This is a genomic window from Mycobacterium pseudokansasii (genome assembly GCF_900566075.1).
Classification (GTDB): domain Bacteria; phylum Actinomycetota; class Actinomycetes; order Mycobacteriales; family Mycobacteriaceae; genus Mycobacterium; species Mycobacterium pseudokansasii.
In genome coordinates this window covers 555,467-573,791 of record NZ_UPHU01000001.1, presented here as the reverse complement: position 1 = coordinate 573,791, position 18,325 = coordinate 555,467, and the positions used below count along the sequence as shown (strand labels likewise).

General features: G+C 62.6%; 8 protein-coding genes. 3 read left to right on the top strand and 5 right to left on the bottom strand.

What is annotated here, in order from left to right:
• Positions 1-81 precede the first annotated feature (81 nt).
• Positions 82-972, top strand: coding sequence for an aldose 1-epimerase (locus EET10_RS02600; protein WP_122501880.1), 891 nt, complete (start codon positions 82-84; stop codon positions 970-972).
• A 166-nt stretch (positions 973-1,138) separates the two neighbouring features.
• Positions 1,139-11,161 (top strand): PPE family protein, encoded by a 10,023-nt coding sequence (locus tag EET10_RS02595; RefSeq protein ID WP_122501879.1) that lies wholly within the window; start codon positions 1,139-1,141, stop codon positions 11,159-11,161.
• A gap of 305 nt (positions 11,162-11,466) precedes the next feature.
• Here the strand turns inward: EET10_RS02595 and EET10_RS02585 are convergent, their stop codons facing one another.
• Genes EET10_RS02585 through dnaK form a run of 4 tightly spaced genes read right to left on the bottom strand, consistent with a single transcriptional unit; the run spans position 11,467 to position 15,611 of the window.
• Positions 11,467-11,838: a heat shock protein transcriptional repressor HspR gene (locus EET10_RS02585; protein WP_036398901.1), complete on the bottom strand. Its 372-nt coding sequence runs from the start codon at positions 11,836-11,838 to the stop codon at positions 11,467-11,469.
• Positions 11,838-13,025, bottom strand: a complete 1,188-nt coding sequence (dnaJ, locus tag EET10_RS02580; protein ID WP_036398903.1) for a molecular chaperone DnaJ — start codon at positions 13,023-13,025, stop codon at positions 11,838-11,840. Before dnaJ ends, EET10_RS02585 begins: the two co-directional genes overlap by 1 nt.
• Positions 13,026-13,083: 58 nt before the next feature.
• Complete coding sequence (gene grpE, locus EET10_RS02575) at positions 13,084-13,749, bottom strand: nucleotide exchange factor GrpE (RefSeq protein ID WP_036398905.1); 666 nt, start codon at positions 13,747-13,749, stop codon at positions 13,084-13,086.
• Complete coding sequence (gene dnaK / locus EET10_RS02570; protein WP_036398907.1) at positions 13,746-15,611, bottom strand: molecular chaperone DnaK; 1,866 nt, start codon at positions 15,609-15,611, stop codon at positions 13,746-13,748. The genes grpE and dnaK overlap by 4 nt, the downstream gene beginning before the upstream one ends.
• 654 nt (positions 15,612-16,265) lie before the next feature.
• Here dnaK and EET10_RS02565 point away from each other — a divergent pair.
• A complete protein-coding gene (locus tag EET10_RS02565; protein WP_036398908.1) occupies positions 16,266-17,693 on the top strand; it encodes an amino acid permease in 1,428 nt (475 codons plus the stop codon).
• Here the strand turns inward: EET10_RS02565 and EET10_RS02560 are convergent.
• Entirely contained in the window at positions 17,682-18,230 is a 549-nt protein-coding gene (locus tag EET10_RS02560; protein ID WP_036398910.1) for a nucleotidyltransferase family protein, read from the bottom strand. The genes EET10_RS02565 and EET10_RS02560 overlap by 12 nt on opposite strands.
• Positions 18,231-18,325: the final 95 nt, after the last annotated feature.

Genomic DNA, 18,325 nt, shown 5'->3' with positions numbered 1-18,325 from the left:
CACCGCGGTACCGGCCCCATACCGGAAACGCCGGCAGCCGAACCCGCCGGTCAGGCCGGGCCGGCCAACTAGGCTGACGGGGTGCACGTCGTCACGCTGCGCGACCCGTCCTCATCGGTGGCGGCGCAATTCGTGCCCGAGGCCGGAATGATCGGCAGCGCACTGACCGACGGCGGTGTGCAACTGCTCGGCCAACGAAGAGGTCTGGACGCCTACATCACCGCGGGCAAAACGATGGGGATACCGATTCTTTATCCGTGGGCGAATCGGCTGGGCGCCAATACCTATAGCGCCGAAGACGTGACGGTGACGCTGGTTCCCGGAGCAAACGGAGTTCGCACCGACCCCGCCGGGTTACCCATCCACGGCGTCCTGGCCGCATACCCGGGCTGGCGGGTGACGGCCGAATCGGCGAACGAACTGACCGCCGAACTGGACTTCGGCGCCGACCCGACGTTGCTGGCCAGCTTCCCGTATCCGCATGTGCTCGCCATGGCCGTGCGGCTGGTGGAGCGCACGTTGACGGTGCGCACCACGGTCACCGCGACCGGGGACCGGGCGGTGCCGCTGTGCTTCGGCTTCCACCCCTACCTGCACATCCCGGACATCGCCCGCGGCGACTGGATTATCGAGACACCGCCGCTGCGCCATCTGGGTCTCGACGAACGTGGATTACCCACGGGAGAGACGGCGGAGCAGCCGGCGATGTCACGGCGATTGGGTGACGAGGCTTTTGACGACGGCTACGACCAGGTTGGCGAGGGATCGGTCTTCGCGGTCTGCGGCGGCGGCCGCCGCCTCGAAGTGCATTTCGAACGCGGCTATCCGGCAGCGCAAATCTTTGCGCCCCCGGGCGAGGACGTGGTGTGCTTCGAGCCGATGGCCGCGCCGACGGATGCGTTGCGCCGCGGCGGTTATCGGGTGGCCCGCCGCAGTGAGCCGGCGGTCGCCCAGTTTTCGATCCGCGGGTGAGCCGGCGCCGCTCACCCGCGCACGCTCTGAATTTTTCCCCCAAACAAATACGGTCCGGCCTCGCACTTCCGAATAATCGTTACGCTAGGAGACTCACGGACCCGAGGGATGCGACGGGATTGCCTGCCTCTGCGACGGCGACCGACGGTTCCAGCCAGGAGAGCTGATGAATTTCGCGGTCTTGCCCCCGGAGATCAACTCGGTGCGTATGTATCTCGGCGCGGGGCTGGGGCCGATGCTCACCGCGGCGGCGGCTTGGGACGGTCTGGCTGCAGAGCTGGGTTCGGCCGCGACGTCGTTTTCCTTGGTGACCTCGGGGCTGGCAGGTTCCTTCTGGCAGGGCCCGGCCTCGCAAGCGATGGCCGATGCGGCCGTCCCCTATCTGGGCTGGTTGAACGCAGCGGCTAATCAGGCTGAGCAGGCGGCACTCCGGGTGCGGTGGGCGGCGGCCGCGTTCGAGGCGGCGCTGGTGGCCACGGTGCATCCGGCCCTCATCTCGGCCAACCGCACTCAGCTTGTGTCGCTGGTGTTTTCGAACCTGCTCGGGCAAAACGCGACCGCGATCGCCGACGCCGAGATGCAGTACGAGCAGATGTGGGCCCGGGACGTGGCCGCGATGTTGGACTACCACGCCGCGGCGTCGGCGGCCTTGTCGACGCTGACGCCGTTCCCGCCGACGCTGGCGGGTCTGGTTAACCCAGCCACCGTCAATGCTGCCGCGGCCGCCGCCCAGGACATTATCGTCCCCTTCCGCAACGTGGGCTTGGCCAACGTCGGCCAGGGCAACGTCGGCAACGCCAATATCGGCGATTTCAACTTCGGGTCGGGAAACACCGGCAGCGGCAATATCGGTAGCGGCAATATCGGCACCAACAACATTGGCTTCGGAAATTCCGGCCCGCTGTTGACGGCAGCCCTTCGCAGCATCGGCTTCGGCAACACGGGCAACGGGAATATCGGTATCGGTAATACCGGTGACAACAATATCGGCTTCGGCAACACCGGCAACGGGAACCGCGGCATCGGGCTCAATGGGGACGACCGGTGGGGTTTCGGTGGCATGAATTCGGGCACCGGCAACGTCGGCTTCTTCAACTCGGGCACCGGTAACGTGGGGATTGGAAATTCGGGTACCGGAAACTGGGGCATCGGGAACTCGGGTGCTGGCTACAACACCGGCATTGGTAACTCGGGCGACGTCAACAGCGGCTTCTTCAACTCCGGCATCGTCAACACCGGTATCGCCAACTCCGGCGGCAATAACAGCGGCAGCTGGAACTCGGGCAGCTTCAACACGGGCGCCTTCAACGTCGGCGACTACAACACGGGCTGGCTGAACTACGGCAACTACAACACCGGTATAGCCAACGCGGGCAACGTTGATACGGGGGCCTTCATCTCGGGCAGTTACAGCAACGGCTTCTTCTGGCGGGGCGATTACCAGGGCGGTGGCCCCGGCATCGGCAACACGACGAGCATCCCGTCTTCGGGTTTTTTCAATTCCGGCACCGGCAGCGCATCCGGATTCTTCAGCTCCGGCGCCAACAATTCAGGCTTCTTCAACTCCTCGACCGGAAGCCAAGGCAACACCGGAATCGGCAACTACGGAGCTCTGCTGTCGGGGCTGGTGAATACGGGCAACACGATGTCGGGCCTCTTCAACGCGAGCACGCTGAGCCTCGGCACGGCGGCCCTTGTCTCGGGTGCGGTGAACACCGGCAACCACATGTCAGGTTTCTTCGGTGGGCCCTCGAACTTCAATGTCGGCTTCGCCAACAACGGCCGGCTGAATTTCGGCAATGCTAACCTCGGCAGCTTCAACTTCGGCAGCGGGAATGTCGGTAGTGTCAACTTCGGCGGCGGAAATGTCGGCGACGCCAACCTGGGCAGCGGGAATTCCGGCTTTTTCAATGCCGGCTTCGGAAACCTGGGCAGCTACAATATCGGCTCGGCAAATCTGGGCAGCCACAATATCGGCCCGGCGAACCTCGGTGAATTCAACGTCGGCTTCTGGAACGCCGGCGACAGCAATCACGGATTTGCCAATAGCGGTGACAACAATGTCGGCTTCGCCAATACCGGCACCAACAACATCGGCATCGGACTCACCGGCACCGGCCAGGTCGGGTTCGGCGCCCTGAACTCCGGTACCAACAATATCGGCCTGTTCAACTCCGGTGCCAACAACATCGGCCTGTTCAATTCGGGCACCGGCAACGTCGGCGTCGGCAACACCGGCACCAGCAACTGGGGGATCGGCAACCCGGGCACCGGCAATACCGGTATCGGCAATACGGGCAGCTACAACACGGGCGTGTTCAACGCGGGCATCGTCAACACCGGCTTCGCCAATACGGGCGACTACAACACCGGCGCGGCCAACCGGGGCAGCTTCAACACCGGCTGGTATAACCCCGGCGACTACAACACCGGATGGTCCAACCCCGGCGACTACAACACGGGCGTGTTCAACACCGGAAACGTCAACACCGGCGCGCTCAACTCCGGCGATTTCAATAATGGATTCTTCATCAGTGCCGACAACCAGGGCCAGATCGCCGTCAACCTGAATATCACCACTCCGACCGTACCCATCGATTTCGAGATCCGAATCCCGGTCTACAAGGTATATGATCTCGGCGGGCAGGTATATACCATTCCCGGCTTTTATTATCCCAAGACGGCTTTCGGAAACTTCTACCTCGGCCCGATGACCATTCCGACGTCTTCGATCTCCGCTCCTCACGTTACCCTCACTACCGGCAGCCACACTACTGCGATTGAGATATCTATCCACGGCGCCCTCGAGGGCCGGACTATCCCCATCATCAATATCGCCGCGGCACCGGGTTTTGGGAATTCGACGAGTGGTCCGTCGTCGGGGTTTTTCAATAGTGGGTCGGGTAGTTCGTCGGGGTTCGGTAATTTCGGGGCCAACAATTCGGGGTGGCAGAATTTCTCGACGGGGGTGTTGGGGAATTCGGGGTGGCGCAATGTCGGTGCGTTGCAGTCGGGGGTGGCCAATCTGGGAAACACCATCTCGGGTTGGTACAACACCAGCACCGTGGATCTGGCCAGCGTGGCCCAGGTTTCCGGGGTGGCCAACATCGGCACCGATCTGTCGGGGGTGTTGCACAGCGCGGCGGGCACGGTGTTCAACGCCGGGCTGGGCAACGTGGGTCAGCTCAATGTGGGCTGGGGCAACCTGGGCAGCTTCAACATCGGCAGCGGCAATGTCGGTGACTACAACCTGGGCAGCGCCAATATCGGCGAGCACAATCTGGGCAGCGCCAATATCGGCAGCGCCAACATCGGGTTCGCCAACACCGGTGACGCGGTGGTCGTGGGGCTCGACAACATCGGGATCGCCAACACCGGCAGCCACAACCTGGGCTGGGCCAACACCGGGGTGGGCAATATCGGCTTGGCCAATACCGGCACCGGCAATATCGGTGTCGGGCTTAGCGGTGATCATCAGGTCGGGTTCGGCGGATGGAACTCCGGCACCAACAACTGGGGCCTGTTCAACTCCGGTGCCAACAACGTCGGCGTGTTCAATTCCGGCAGCGGCAACTTCGGCATCGCCAACTCCGGTAGCTACAACACCGGCATCGCCAACACCGGCACCACCAACACCGGATGGTTCAACTCCGGGGCGGTCAACACCGGCGCGGCCAACGCCGGCAGCTACAACAGCGGCTGGTACAACACCGGCACCACCAACACCGGCATCGCCAACCCCGGCGGACACAACACCGGCTGGTTCAACACCGGCACCTACAGCACCGGCATCGCCAACGCCGGCACCCTCGACACCGGCGCCTTCATCACCGGCGACATGGACAACGGCCTACTCTGGCGCGGCAACTCCCAAGGCCTCTACGGCGGCAATTACACGATTCATGTGCCCCAAATTCCGGTCAACGTGGCCGGAACGCTCTTCATCGATATCCCCATTACCACGGCCTTCGACGGCAACACCGTTTATAGCGGTATGACCATCAGCGATATTCCCTTCGGATTCACCAACCACATCGGTCCGATCCCGGCGCTGGTAGGCACGATCAACGCTCTGTACATCCCGCAAATCACGCTGGCCAGTCCGATACCCGCGCCGCAAGGAACCATCGGATCGCCGGGCACTTTGCTACCTATCACCGGGTACGGCACTATCGGCCCCTTCGACATCACCATTTTCAATTTCGGCATGGTGCCCGGCTACGGGAATTCGACCAGCCTGCCGTCGTCGGGCTTCTTCAACACCGGCACGGGCAGCTCATCGGGATTCTTCAATGTCGGTGCGAACAATTCGGGTTGGCAGAACGTATCCTTCGGAAGCGTCGGAAACTCAGGGATCAAGAACTGGGGCTCGGCGCTGTCGGGCCTGGCGAACCTGGGCAACACCATGTCGGGCCTGTTCAACACCAGCACAGCGGGCCTGTCCACCCCGGCCAACGTTTCCGGATTCCAAAACGTCGGCACCAACCTGGCGGGCTTCTTCCGCGACTACATCACCGATGCCACCGACTTTAACGTCGGCCTCGGCAACATCGGTGACATGAATATCGGTTTCGGCAATATCGGGGACTACAACCTCGGCTCGGGCAACAGCGGCAGCTACAACTTTGGTAGCGGTAATATTGGGCTCTATAACCTCGGTCCCAGCAACGTGGGTGATTACAACGTCGGCTCCGCGAACTTGGGCAGCTGCAATATCGGCCTTGGGAACCTGGGTGCGAACAACTTCGGCCTCGGGAACTTGGGCGATTACAACGCCGGTTTCGGAAACGCCGGCGACGCCAATATCGGCTTCGGCAACAGCGGCACCGGCAATATCGGCATCGGCCTTACCGGCACGGGACAGGTCGGGTTCGGCGCGCTGAACTCAGGTAGCGGCAACAGCGGCTTGTTCAACTCGGGCGCCAACAACATCGGCCTGTTCAACTCCGGCACCGGTAACGTCGGCATCGCAAACTCGGGCACCGGTAACTGGGGCATCGGCAACTCCGGCCATATCAACACCGGTTTGCTTAACGCCGGTGATGTCAACACCGGCCTCTTCAATGCCGGCAACGTCAATACGGGTATGGTCAACGCCGGGCACTACAACTCCGGAAGTTTCAACGCCGGCAGTTTCAACACGCTTGGATTCAACGCCGGCAACTACAATTCGGGCTACCTGAACACCGGCGACTACAACACCGGCCTGGCGAATTCGGGCAACGTCGACACCGGCGCCTTCAACCTGGGCAGCTACTCCAACGGCGTGTTATGGCGCGGTGACTACCAGGGCCTGGTGGCGATCGACTACGAGATCGTCATTCCCGACACCGCCATCCCGGCGTATCTGGAGCTTCAGGTACCGGCCAATCTCCCATTCAGCGGCACATTTGGCTCCCTTGTTCTGGAGAGCTTCACGCTCCCCAAATACACCGCCGATGTCAAAATACTCGGCTTTCTGAAGTTGGAAGCAGTCAGCGTCGGCCCGATCACCGTTCCCAACATTTATATTGACCTGCCATCGTTTTCCGGGACTCTCGGCTCACCCAGTTCTGTTCTGGAACTCAGCGGTCCCGGCAGCATCGGACCCATCAGGATCCCGATTGTCCACATCCCGGCGGCTCCAGGCTTCGGGAACTCGACCGCGGTACCGTCGTCAGGTTTTTTCAACTCAGGCAACGGAAGCTCATCGGGAATCGGCAACGTCGGCGCCAACCTGTCTGGGTTCTGGAACGCAGCGTCCGGCAGCTCGGGAATCTCCGGGTACAAGAACCTGGGCGACCTGCTATCGGGCGTGTCCAACTTGGGCAATACCGTTTCGGGTTTCCTGAACACCGCCACGGCAAGTCTCGCAACACCTGCCGACGTTTCCGGCATCGGAAACACCGGCAGCCACATTTCGGGTCTTTTCAACGGTGTGTCGAACATCAACCTAGGATTTGCCAACCAGGGCAGCTTCGACGTGGGCAGCGGAAACGACGGCAGCTACAACCTGGGAAGTGGAAACGTCGGCAGCTACAACGTCGGCTTCGGGAACTTCGGCGACGGCAATATCGGCTCTGGAAACTGGGGCAGCGGCAACGTCGGTCCGGGTAACTGGGGCAGTCACAATATCGGCCTGGGGAACCTGGGCACTAACAACGTCGGCCTCGGAAACCTGGGCGACCTCAATGTCGGTTTGGGAAATGCCGGTAACTCCAATATCGGCTTCGGGAATACCGGGACCGGCAACATAGGCATTGGTCTCACCGGCACGGGCCAGATCGGGTTCGGCACGCTGAACTCAGGTAGCGGCAACAGCGGCTTGTTCAACTCGGGCACCAACAACATCGGCCTGTTCAACTCGGGCACCGGAAACGTCGGGATCGGAAACTCGGGCACGGGCAACGTCGGCATCGGCAACGCGGGCACCGCCAACACCGGTATCGGCAACCCGGGTGTCGGCAACTGGGGCTACGGGAACCTGGGCAACTACAACACCGGCATCACCAATACCGGCAGCGTCAACACCGGCTTCTTCAACACCGGCGGCGTCAACACCGGCATCGCCAACCCCGGCGACTACAACACCGGCTCCTACAACACCGGCAACACCAACACCGGCATCGCCAACCCCGGCGACTACAACACCGGCTGGTTCAACACGGGCGACTACAACACTGGGTTGCTCAATTCGGGCGACGTCAACACCGGCGTTCTCATCGCCGGTAACTACAACAACGGCTTCCTGTGGCGGGGCGATTACCAAGGTCTGGTTGGCTTCAGGGCCGGAATCTATATTCCCGAATTCCCGCTGCTGAATCTGGGTTTGGGTCTGCCGGTGAACATTCCACTCAATCTCGGCATCACGGACCTGAACGTAACCGGCTTCACCATTCCAGAGTTCAAGGTGAGCGTCTTGAACTCGGACTATCTCAGCGTGGACATCGGGCCCATCGTCATCCCCACCATTACCGGCGTCCTGCCCCAGCTGACCGCCCAAATCGGCTCACCGACGACGTCGGTAGCTGCCGTTCTCACCAGCGGCGTGGGCCCCATCAACGTGACGTTCATAGATATTCCCGCACAGCCCGGTTTTGGGAATTCGACGAGTGGTCCGTCGTCGGGGTTTTTCAATAGTGGGTCGGGTAGTTCGTCGGGGTTCGGTAATTTCGGGGCCAACAATTCGGGGTGGCAGAATTTCTCGACGGGGGTGTTGGGGAATTCGGGGTGGCGCAATGTCGGTGCGTTGCAGTCGGGGGTGGCCAATCTGGGAAACACCATCTCGGGTTGGTACAACACCAGCACCGTGGATCTGGCCAGCGTGGCCCAGGTTTCCGGGGTGGCCAACATCGGCACCGATCTGTCGGGGGTGTTGCACAGCGCGGCGGGCACGGTGTTCAACGCCGGGCTGGGCAACGTGGGTCAGCTCAATGTGGGCTGGGGCAACCTGGGCAGCTTCAACATCGGCAGCGGCAATGTCGGTGACTACAACCTGGGCAGCGCCAATATCGGCGAGCACAATCTGGGCAGCGCCAATATCGGCAGCGCCAACATCGGGTTCGCCAACACCGGTGACGCGGTGGTCGTGGGGCTCGACAACATCGGGATCGCCAACACCGGCAGCCACAACCTGGGCTGGGCCAACACCGGGGTGGGCAATATCGGCTTGGCCAATACCGGCACCGGCAATATCGGTGTCGGGCTTAGCGGTGATCATCAGGTCGGGTTCGGCGGATGGAACTCCGGCACCAACAACTGGGGCCTGTTCAACTCCGGTGCCAACAACGTCGGCGTGTTCAATTCCGGCAGCGGCAACTTCGGCATCGCCAACTCCGGTAGCTACAACACCGGCATCGCCAACACCGGCACCACCAACACCGGATGGTTCAACTCCGGGGCGGTCAACACCGGCGCGGCCAACGCCGGCAGCTACAACAGCGGCTGGTACAACACCGGCACCACCAACACCGGCATCGCCAACCCCGGCGGACACAACACCGGCTGGTTCAACACCGGCACCTACAGCACCGGCATCGCCAACGCCGGCACCCTCGACACCGGCGCCTTCATCACCGGCGACATGGACAACGGCCTACTCTGGCGCGGCAACTCCCAAGGCCTCTACGGACTCAACCACACCATCACCGTCTCCGAAATCACCGGGTACTTCGACTTCTCCGTATTCGGCGATATCCCGCTAACCGCCACCATCACCCCGGCCAACATCGACGCCTTCACCATTCCGACGATTCCCTTCAGCGGACTCAACGACCATCTCGGCGGCAAAGTCGAAGGCACGGTTGGACCCATCTCGATATCAGCCATCTCCTTCAGCATCGCCAGCCCCGCGGTGAACTTGCATTTCGGCGGCTCCAACGGTTCGCCGGTGGTCGACATCGGCGGCAACGGCAGCGTCGGCCCCATCTACATTCCGCTCATCGACATCCCGGCCAGCCCGGGATACTTCAACGCCACCGGGCTGCCGTCGTCGGGTTTCTTCAACGCCGGCACGGGCAGCTCGTCGGGCTTCTTCAATGTCGGTGCGAACAATTCGGGCTGGCAGAACGTGTCCTTCGGAAGCCTCGGAAGCTCGGGGATCAAGAACTGGGGCTCGGCGCTGTCGGGCCTGGCGAACCTCGGCGACACCATGTCGGGCCTGTTCAACACCAGCTCGTTGGACCTGTCCACCCCCGCCCATGTTTCGGGATTCCAAAACATCGGCGCCGACCTGGCGGGCTTCTTCCGCGACGGAACGAGCACGGTTTTCAACGTCGGGCTGGCCAACCATGGCATCGTGAATTTCGGCAGCGCCAACATCGGCAACGACAACCTCGGCAACGGAAATATCGGCAACCTCAACCTGGGCAACGCCAACATCGGCGACCACAACGTCGGCAACGGCAACATCGGCAGCGAAAACTTCGGCAACGGCAACATCGGCAGCGGCAACATCGGGTTCGGAAATGTCGGTAGCTCGTTGACGGCGGGGTTGAACAACACCGGGATGGGCAACACCGGAAGCCACAACTTCGGCTGGGGCAACACCGGAGACGGCAATATCGGCTTCGGGAACAACGGCAACGGAAATATCGGTTTTGGGCTCACCGGCGACAACCAGCGCGGCTTTGGCGCCCTCAACTCCGGCAGCGGCAACATCGGGTTGTTCAATTCCGGAACCAACAACATCGGCATCGGTAACTCGGGCACCGGAAACTGGGGCATCGGCAACTCCGGCAACTACAACACCGGCATCGGCAACACCGGTAGCACCAACACCGGATGGTTCAACTCAGGCACCGCCAACACGGGCATCGCCAACTCCGGCAACTACAACACCGGTTTCTACAACGCGGGCGAAACGAACACGGGCAGCTTCAACAGCGCAGACCACAACTCGGGCGGCTTTAACTCCGGCATGTACAACACGGGCTACTTGAACGCGGGCGACTACAACACCGGCATCGGCAACACCGGTGACGTCAACACCGGCGCCTTCAACTCGGGCAACTACAACAACGGCTTCCTCTGGCGAGGCGATTACCAAGGTTTGGTTCAGCTCTCCTACAAGGTCACCATTCCCGAATTCCCGTACCAGGGCGACGTCCATGGCCTCGTCGAACTACCAATCCAGGGCACCATCAACGAAATCACCCAGGATGCGTTCACCATTTCCAAGATCCGGATCAAAGTCGTTTTGCACCAATGGCCCGGAATAAATATCACCGTCTATGACGGTGACATAGGCCCTTGGACAATTCCCGCAAATGTGCTATCGACTCCAATTCATATCGATGACATCGTTCGCACAACCTTCGAAAAGTCCGGCGATGGCACCGCGGGCCCATACACCTTCGGTTTTGACTTCGTCCAGGGACCGGGATTCTTCAATTCAACGACGACTCCGTCGTCGGGCTTCTTCAATTATGGCAGTGGCGCGTCGTCCGGTTTCTTCAACTCAGGCGCTGGTCTATCGGGAATCATCAACACCGGCACGAACCATTCGGGTATCTGGAACGCCGGCGGACTGGAGGACTCGGGCTTCTTCAACTACGGCGCGCTGGCATCGGGTCTGTTGAACAAGGGCAACACCATCTCGGGCATATTCAATACCAGCACAGTGGATCTCGCGACGCAGGCATTTGTATCCGGCGTCGCAAACATCGGCACCCAAGTGTCCGGCTTCTTCCATAACGTCAGGCTGCCGTAACCGAACAGATGAGACGCGACCGACCGAACACCGCCGGTCTCGCAGCACGCCTACGTGGGGCCACGTCGGTTCGCTGCTGAGCGTGCGCACGGTTCTACCCGATGTGGATCGTACCGATGAGCGGCCGACCATCATTGAATGGCACAACGAGACCACATTGTCGATATTTTCTGGAAAAATTGTCACCGCGATGACGGCCGGCCAGGCGGTGGTTGAGGCGTTACGTTCCCGTACCGGTATTCCGAGGACGATCACCGGTAGTCGGCCGGAAGGACGTGAGCGGGCGAGCGAACGGCGCCGTCGGCTCACCGGCGCGGTTGCCAGAGGACGAGGGCCGTGCTCTTAGGCAACACCGCAAGCTCACGACGTTGATTGGCGCGCAGGACCGCCAATTCCTCGGCCATTTCCTTGACCCTCGCCTGCAGCGCTTCCACCTGATTCGTCAGCTCGATGATGCGCTTGATGCCGGCGAGATTGACGCCCTCGTCCTGCGAGAGATGCTGCACCTGACGCAGCAGGTCGACGTCCCGCTCCGAATAGCGCCGCCCCCCACCCGAAGTGCGCCTCGGACTGACCAAACCCAGCCGGTCATAGGTGCGCAACGTTTGCGCGTGCATTCCGGCCAGCTCGGCAGCCACCGAGATCAGAAACGTCCGAGACTCGTCCTTCTTGGCCATCAGCGATTACCCGCCCAACCGGCCCTGGGGTTGAACCCGCTGGACCGCTCGGCCGCCGCGTAAGCCTGAAGTGCCTCTTCGGCGGCGCCTTCCAAATTCGGCGGAACGGCCACCTTCACCGTGACGAGCAGGTCGCCGCTACCGCCGCTGCGCTTGGGCACGCCACGTCCGCGCACCCGCAAGATGCGACCGTCGGCGGTGCCCTTCGGCACCCGAACGCCGACGGTCCCATCCAGCGTCGGCACGGAAAGTGTTGAACCCAAAGCCAATTCGGTAAAGCTGACCGGAACGGTCACGGTCAGGTCATCACCGTCGCGCCCGAACACGGGGTGCGGTCGAACATGCACCGTCACATACAGGTCTCCCGACGGCGCACCGCGCAACCCGGCTTCGCCTTGGCCGGGCAATCTGATCCGCTGTCCGTCCTCGACTCCCGGCGGGATCCGCACATTGATGGTGCGGGTACGGGTGGTGACGCCAGTGCCTTTGCACTCATCACACGGGTGCTCGATGATCGAGCCGCTACCCCGGCAATCGGTGCAGGGCTCGGAGAAGCCGAACGCGCCCTGATTCCGGTTGATTACCCCGGCGCCGTTGCAGGTCGGACACACCTTAGGGCTGGTGCCCGGCCGCGCTCCGCTGCCGTGGCAGTTGGTGCACGGCGCCGGACTGGTCAGCCGCAACGGCATCGCCACGCCCTTGGCGGCCTCAACGAAATCAAGCTCGGTCTCGGTCTCCAGGTCGTTGCCGCGTCGCGGCCGACTGGGACGGGCGCTGCCCCCGCGGCCGAACAACCCGCCGAACAAGTCACCGATATTGGTCCCGCCGGAACGGCTGGCGGCGTCGAACAAATCATTGAGGTTGAACTCGGCGCCATCGGAGCCGTAGCCGCCTCCCCCGAAACCCCCGAAACCGCCGGCGTCGAACCTACGGCCGCCGAAACCGCCGCCGGCAAAAAGCCGGCGCGTTTCGTCGTACTCCTTGCGCTTGGCCGGATCGGTGAGCACTTCCTTTGCCTCGGAGACTGCCTTGTAGCGATCCTCGGCCGCCTTGTTGCCCGGGTTCCGGTCGGGATGATTCTCGGCGAGCAGCTTACGAGCCACCCGCTTGATTTCTTCAGCGGTAGCGTCAGAGGAGACGCCAAGCTCCTTATAGAAGTCCTTCTCGACCCATTCTCGCTGGGCCATGTTGCGTCACCTCCTCACCTTCGTCTCCGTAGTTTTGACTCGCCTGTGATTCTCGGCCTTATTCACCGGGCACGTCGGCGTTATCGCTCGTGTCGGGCTGCTCGGTTTCGACGGGGCCGTCGGCCGCGGGCGGAGCGTCCGATTCGGCCGTGTCGTCGGCAACCGTGTCGACGACGGCGACCAGGGCATTTCGCAGAACATGCTCACCGAGCTGGTAGCCCTGCCGCATGACGGTTCCGATCACCGGCTTGGCGTCTTGTCCGCCACCGCCCTCGTGCTGCACCGCCTCGTGCAGCACCGGGTCGAAATCCTCGCCCTCGGCACCAAATGGCTTCAGCCCCAGGCCGGTCAACGCGCTCATCAGCTTGTCGGCGACGGCCTTCAGCGGCCCGGAATCCAGGTCTCCGTGCTTGCGCGCCCGCTCGATGTCGTCCACCGCATGCAGCAATTGGCTGACAACGGCGGCCTTGGCCCGGTCCGCCGCGGCCTGCTGGTCACGCAGCGCACGCTTGCGATAGTTGGCGAAGTCGGCCTGCACCCGTTGCAGATCGGCCGTCAGCTCGGAAACCTTTTCCGCCAGTTTGTCGGTGCCGACCGCCGAGCTTGCGGGTACCGTCCCTCCCGGCGTATCGCCGGGAGGGACATGGCGTACCTCGCCCGTTTCCGGATCGATGCGCCGCTTGTCGGTGACCGTCACCTGTTCGTGTGGGTTGCTTTCGGTCACTTGGACTCCCGGTCGTCGTCGACCACCTCCGCGTCCACCACGTCGTCAGCCGAGCCCGACGGGGCGCCGCCCGGCTGCGCCGCGCCGGCAGCGCCGGCCTCAGCCTGAGTGGCCTCGTAGATCGCCTGTCCGAGCGCCTGCGATTCGTGGCCGAGCTTTTCCATCGCCGATTTGATCGCGGCGATATCGGTGCCACCCAGTGCCGTCTTCGCCTCCGCGACCGCGGCTTCGACCTTGCTCAGCGTCTCTTCGGGAACCTTGGAGCCACCTTCGGCCTCGCGTTGTTCTTTGACGAACTTCTCGGTCTGGTAGACCAGCGTCTCGGCCTGGTTGCGGACGTCGGCCTCTTCGCGACGCTTGCGGTCCTCCTCGGCGTGCGCCTCGGCGTCCTTGATCATCCGGTCGATCTCTTCCTTGGACAGGCCCGAGCCTTCCTGGATCCGGATGGTGTTCTCCTTGCCGGTGCCCTTGTCCTTGGCCGTGACATGCACGATGCCGTTGGCGTCGATGTCGAAGGTGACCTCGATCTGCGGGACGCCGCGGGGCGCCGGCGGGATGCCGGTCAGCTCGAAGGAGCCCAGCAGCTTGTTGTGCGCGGCGATCTCGCGCTCACCCTGATAGACCTGGATCTGCACCGACGGCTGGTTGTCGTCGGCGGTGGTGAAGGTCTCCGACCGCTTGGTCGGGATCGTGGTGTTGCGCTCGATCAGCTTGGTCATCACACCGCCCTTGGTCTCAATACCCAGGCTCAACGGCGTAACATCAAGCAGCAGAACGTCTTTCACCTCGCCCTTGAGGACACCGGCCTGGAGAGCCGCCCCAACCGCTACAACTTCATCAGGGTTGACGCCCTTGTTGGGTTCCTTGCCGCCGGTGAGCTCCTTGACCAAGTCGGTCACCGCAGGCATCCGGGTCGAGCCGCCCACCAGCACCACGTGGTCGATGTCCGACACCGAGATACCGGTGTCGGCGATCACCGACTGGAACGGCTTGCGGGTGCGGTCCAGCAGGTCCTGGGTGATGCGCTGGAACTCTGCCCGGGTCAGCTGCTCGTCGAGGAACAGCGGGTTCTTGTCGGCGTCGACGGTGATGTAGGGCAGGTTGATCGACGTCGACTGGCTCGAACTCAGCTCGATCTTGGCCTTCTCGGCGGCCTCGCGCAGCCGCTGCATCGCCATCTTGTCCTTGGTCAGGTCGATGCCGCTGGTGCCCTTGAACTTGTCGACCAGCCAGCTGACGATGCGGTCGTCCCAGTCGTCACCACCGAGATGATTGTCACCACTGGTGGCCCGGACCTCGACCACGCCCTCGCCGATCTCCAGCAGCGAGACGTCGAAGGTGCCACCGCCCAGGTCGAAGACGAGGATGGTCTGTTCCTTCTCGCCCTTGTCCAGGCCGTAGGCCAGCGCGGCCGCGGTGGGCTCGTTGACGATGCGCAGCACGTTGAGGCCGGCGATCTGGCCGGCGTCCTTGGTGGCCTGGCGCTGGGCGTCGTTGAAGTAGGCGGGCACGGTGATCACCGCGTCGGTGATGTCCTCACCGAGGTAGGCCTCCGCATCGCGCTTGAGCTTCATCAGGACACGCGCGCTGATCTCGGGCGCGGTGTATTTCTTGCCGTCGATTTCGATGGACCAGTCGGAGCCCATGTGTCGCTTGACCGAACGCACGGTGCGGTCGACGTTGGTCACCGCCTGGTTCTTGGCGGGCTGGCCGACCAGCACCTCGCCGTTGCGCGCAAACGCGACGACAGACGGAGTGGTCCGTGAGCCCTCGGAGTTGGCGACCACGACGGGGTCGCCACCCTCCAGCACGCAGACGACGGAGTTGGTGGTCCCGAGGTCGATTCCGACCGCACGAGCCATGGTGATTCCTCCTGAGTAGGTAGACCTTCTGTACTGCACTATGCTGAGTGAACCCCGCTCAAGCCTGCTCCCAAGGGGACTTGGTGTCAAACAGGGTTGAGTCGAATTCACTCAACTTGTTGAACATGTTAACGGCGGGTGCCACCGTCTTGTTCCCGGGTGCGGCGGCCACTTGCCCACTCCACTTATTGGCACTGCTTGGCGGATGCGTCTGGCTTGTCGAAGGCGGAGCGTCTAGCCGTCGGGAATGCTCACGAGCCGAACCGCAGCAGATCGGTGTTCCAACGGACGGCAGCCCATGCGGCTGGAACAGCTCCTGTCGCTGGTGCCGCGGCGTCAGACATATGGCGTCTAGACATGAGGTCTCATCCATCAACTTGTTCGGCGAGTGTGCGATGACGGCGTCGAGTGTGAGGTGAGGGTTTCGATCGTGCACTGTGGGTTGAAGTCGTCGGGTCAGCCCATCCCTAGCTCACACTCGACGTCCCCAGCACACACTCGACGTCCCCACCTCACAGTCGACGCCCCCACCGCACCGCAAAAATCCGCGTGCCGCTTAGTTCCCCAGGTGTCATGCATTACCTGGCAACGGTGGGATAGCCTGACAGCCAATCTCGCGGCTTTTCCGCGCAAGCCATGCCGATAAGGAATTCGATGGCACCGCCTCCCAGCATGCTCACCCGCGAAGACACGGGTTATCACAAGGATCTCAAGAACCGTCAGCTACAGATGATCGCGCTCGGTGGCGCCATCGGCACCGGCCTTTTCCTCGGCGCCGGCGGCCGGCTCGCGTCCGCCGGGCCGGGACTGTTTCTGGTGTACGGGATCTGCGGCGTCTTTGTCTTTCTCATTTTGCGCGCCTTGGGCGAACTGGTGCTGCACCGCCCGTCGTCTGGATCGTTCGTGTCCTATGCCCGCGAATTCTTCGGCGAGAAGGTGGCGTTCGTAGCGGGCTGGATGTATTTCCTGAACTGGGCGATGACGGGAATCGTCGACACCACTGCGATCGCACATTACTTTCATTACTGGCCCGCATTCCATGTCATCCCGCAATGGACACTTGCGCTGGTCGCGCTGGTGGTGGTCTTGTCAATGAACCTGATCTCGGTACGACTTTTCGGGGAATTGGAGTTCTGGGCCGCGCTGATCAAGGTGTTGGCCCTGGTGACCTTCCTCTTCGTGGGCACGATTTTCCTGGCAGGCCGTTTCAAGGTCGACGGTCAGCAGACCGGGATATCGCTGTGGAACAGCCACGGCGGACTGCTGCCGGTGGGCTTGCTGCCGCTGGTTCTGGTCACGTCGGGCGTGGTATTCGCCTATGCCGCAGTCGAATTGGTCGGAATCGCAGCCGGGGAAGCCGCCGACCCGGAAAGGATCATGCCCCGCGCGATCAACTCGGTGGTATTCCGCATTGCGGTCTTCTACATCGGGTCGACGATTTTGCTGGCGCTGCTGCTGCCCTACACCGCCTACCGAAACCACGTGAGTCCGTTCGTGACGTTTTTTTCCAAGATCGGTTTTTCCGGTGGCGGCAGCCTGATGAATCTCGTGGTGCTCACCGCGGCTCTCTCGAGTCTGAACGCCGGACTGTATTCCACCGGGCGGATTCTGAGGTCGATGGCAATCAACGGCAGCGGTCCAAAGTTCACCGCGCCGATGTCGAAAAACGGTGTGCCATATGGCGGAATCTTGCTCACCGCCGGGATTGGGCTGTTCGGCATCCTGCTCAATGCCATAAAGCCGAGCCAAGCGTTCGAAATCGTATTGCACATAGCCGCGACCGGCGTCATCGTGGCCTGGGCGACGATCGTGGCCTGCCAGCTGCGGCTGCACTGGCTGGCGAACGCGGGGCAGCTGCAACGGCCGAGCTTCCGGATGCCGCTGGCCCCTTACAGCGGGTATCTCACGCTGGCTTTCCTGGCCGGCGTGCTGGTCCTGATGATGTTCGACAAAGAACACGGTCCCTGGATGCTCGGCGCGATGGTCGTGGGAATTCCCGCCCTCATCGGCGGCTGGTATGCGGTGCGCCACCGTGTCCTGGCCATTGCCCGGCACACCGTCGAGTCGACGTCACCCGGCTGACGGCTCATCGATGTCGACGCCGGTGGCCAGGTCGCTGCAATCGACGAGCTCAACATCGGGCGCGATGCGTAAGTAGGCCGCCGCACCCTGGTCGCCCGACATCGCTGCCAGGACTGCGGGCCAGTGGCTGCGTGCGATCACCACCGGATGGCCGGGCCGCTCTCCGAAGCAGGCCCGCGCCAGACCACCGCGGGAGCTCAGCGCCCGCGTGAGAACGCGCCTTACCACCGATGCGCCGACATCGGGTGTATCGACGACGTGCACGACGGCGAAGTCCGCCTGCATGCGATCAGCCTGAGCGAGGCCGGCGCGAACCGACGCGCTCACACCCAGCTGCCAATCCGCGGCGGTAATCGCGGTGACGCCTCGCGGGGCCGCGACCTGGGCAGCGCCCAGCACCAGAATGACGTCGGCACAGCCACCGCCCAGCAGCGCGGCCACCGCTGTCTCCAACCAGCCTGTTACCAGGACTTTTGGCTTTCCATAACGCCGCCCCGCCCCCGCGGCCAGCAGGACTCCGACGACGCGATCACGCACTGCCGCCGCTTCGCGTCGCCGTCACTTTCCACCGCGATAGGTGCACTCTCCCATGATGGCATCGCACTTCATGAATCGCTCGTACGGCGGCGCGG

Bases quoted from the DNA above. Each gene is read 5' to 3' on its own strand.
- EET10_RS02585 (WP_036398901.1), bottom strand. From the start codon at position 11,838: ATGGCCAAGAAGGACGAGTCTCGGACGTTTCTGATCTCGGTGGCTGCC.
- dnaJ (WP_036398903.1), bottom strand. From the start codon at position 13,025: ATGGCCCAGCGAGAATGGGTCGAGAAGGACTTCTATAAGGAGCTTGGC.
- EET10_RS02565 (WP_036398908.1), top strand. From the start codon at position 16,266: ATGGCACCGCCTCCCAGCATGCTCACCCGCGAAGACACGGGTTATCAC.
- dnaK (WP_036398907.1), bottom strand. From the start codon at position 15,611: ATGGCTCGTGCGGTCGGAATCGACCTCGGGACCACCAACTCCGTCGTC.
- EET10_RS02595 (WP_122501879.1), top strand. From the start codon at position 1,139: ATGAATTTCGCGGTCTTGCCCCCGGAGATCAACTCGGTGCGTATGTAT.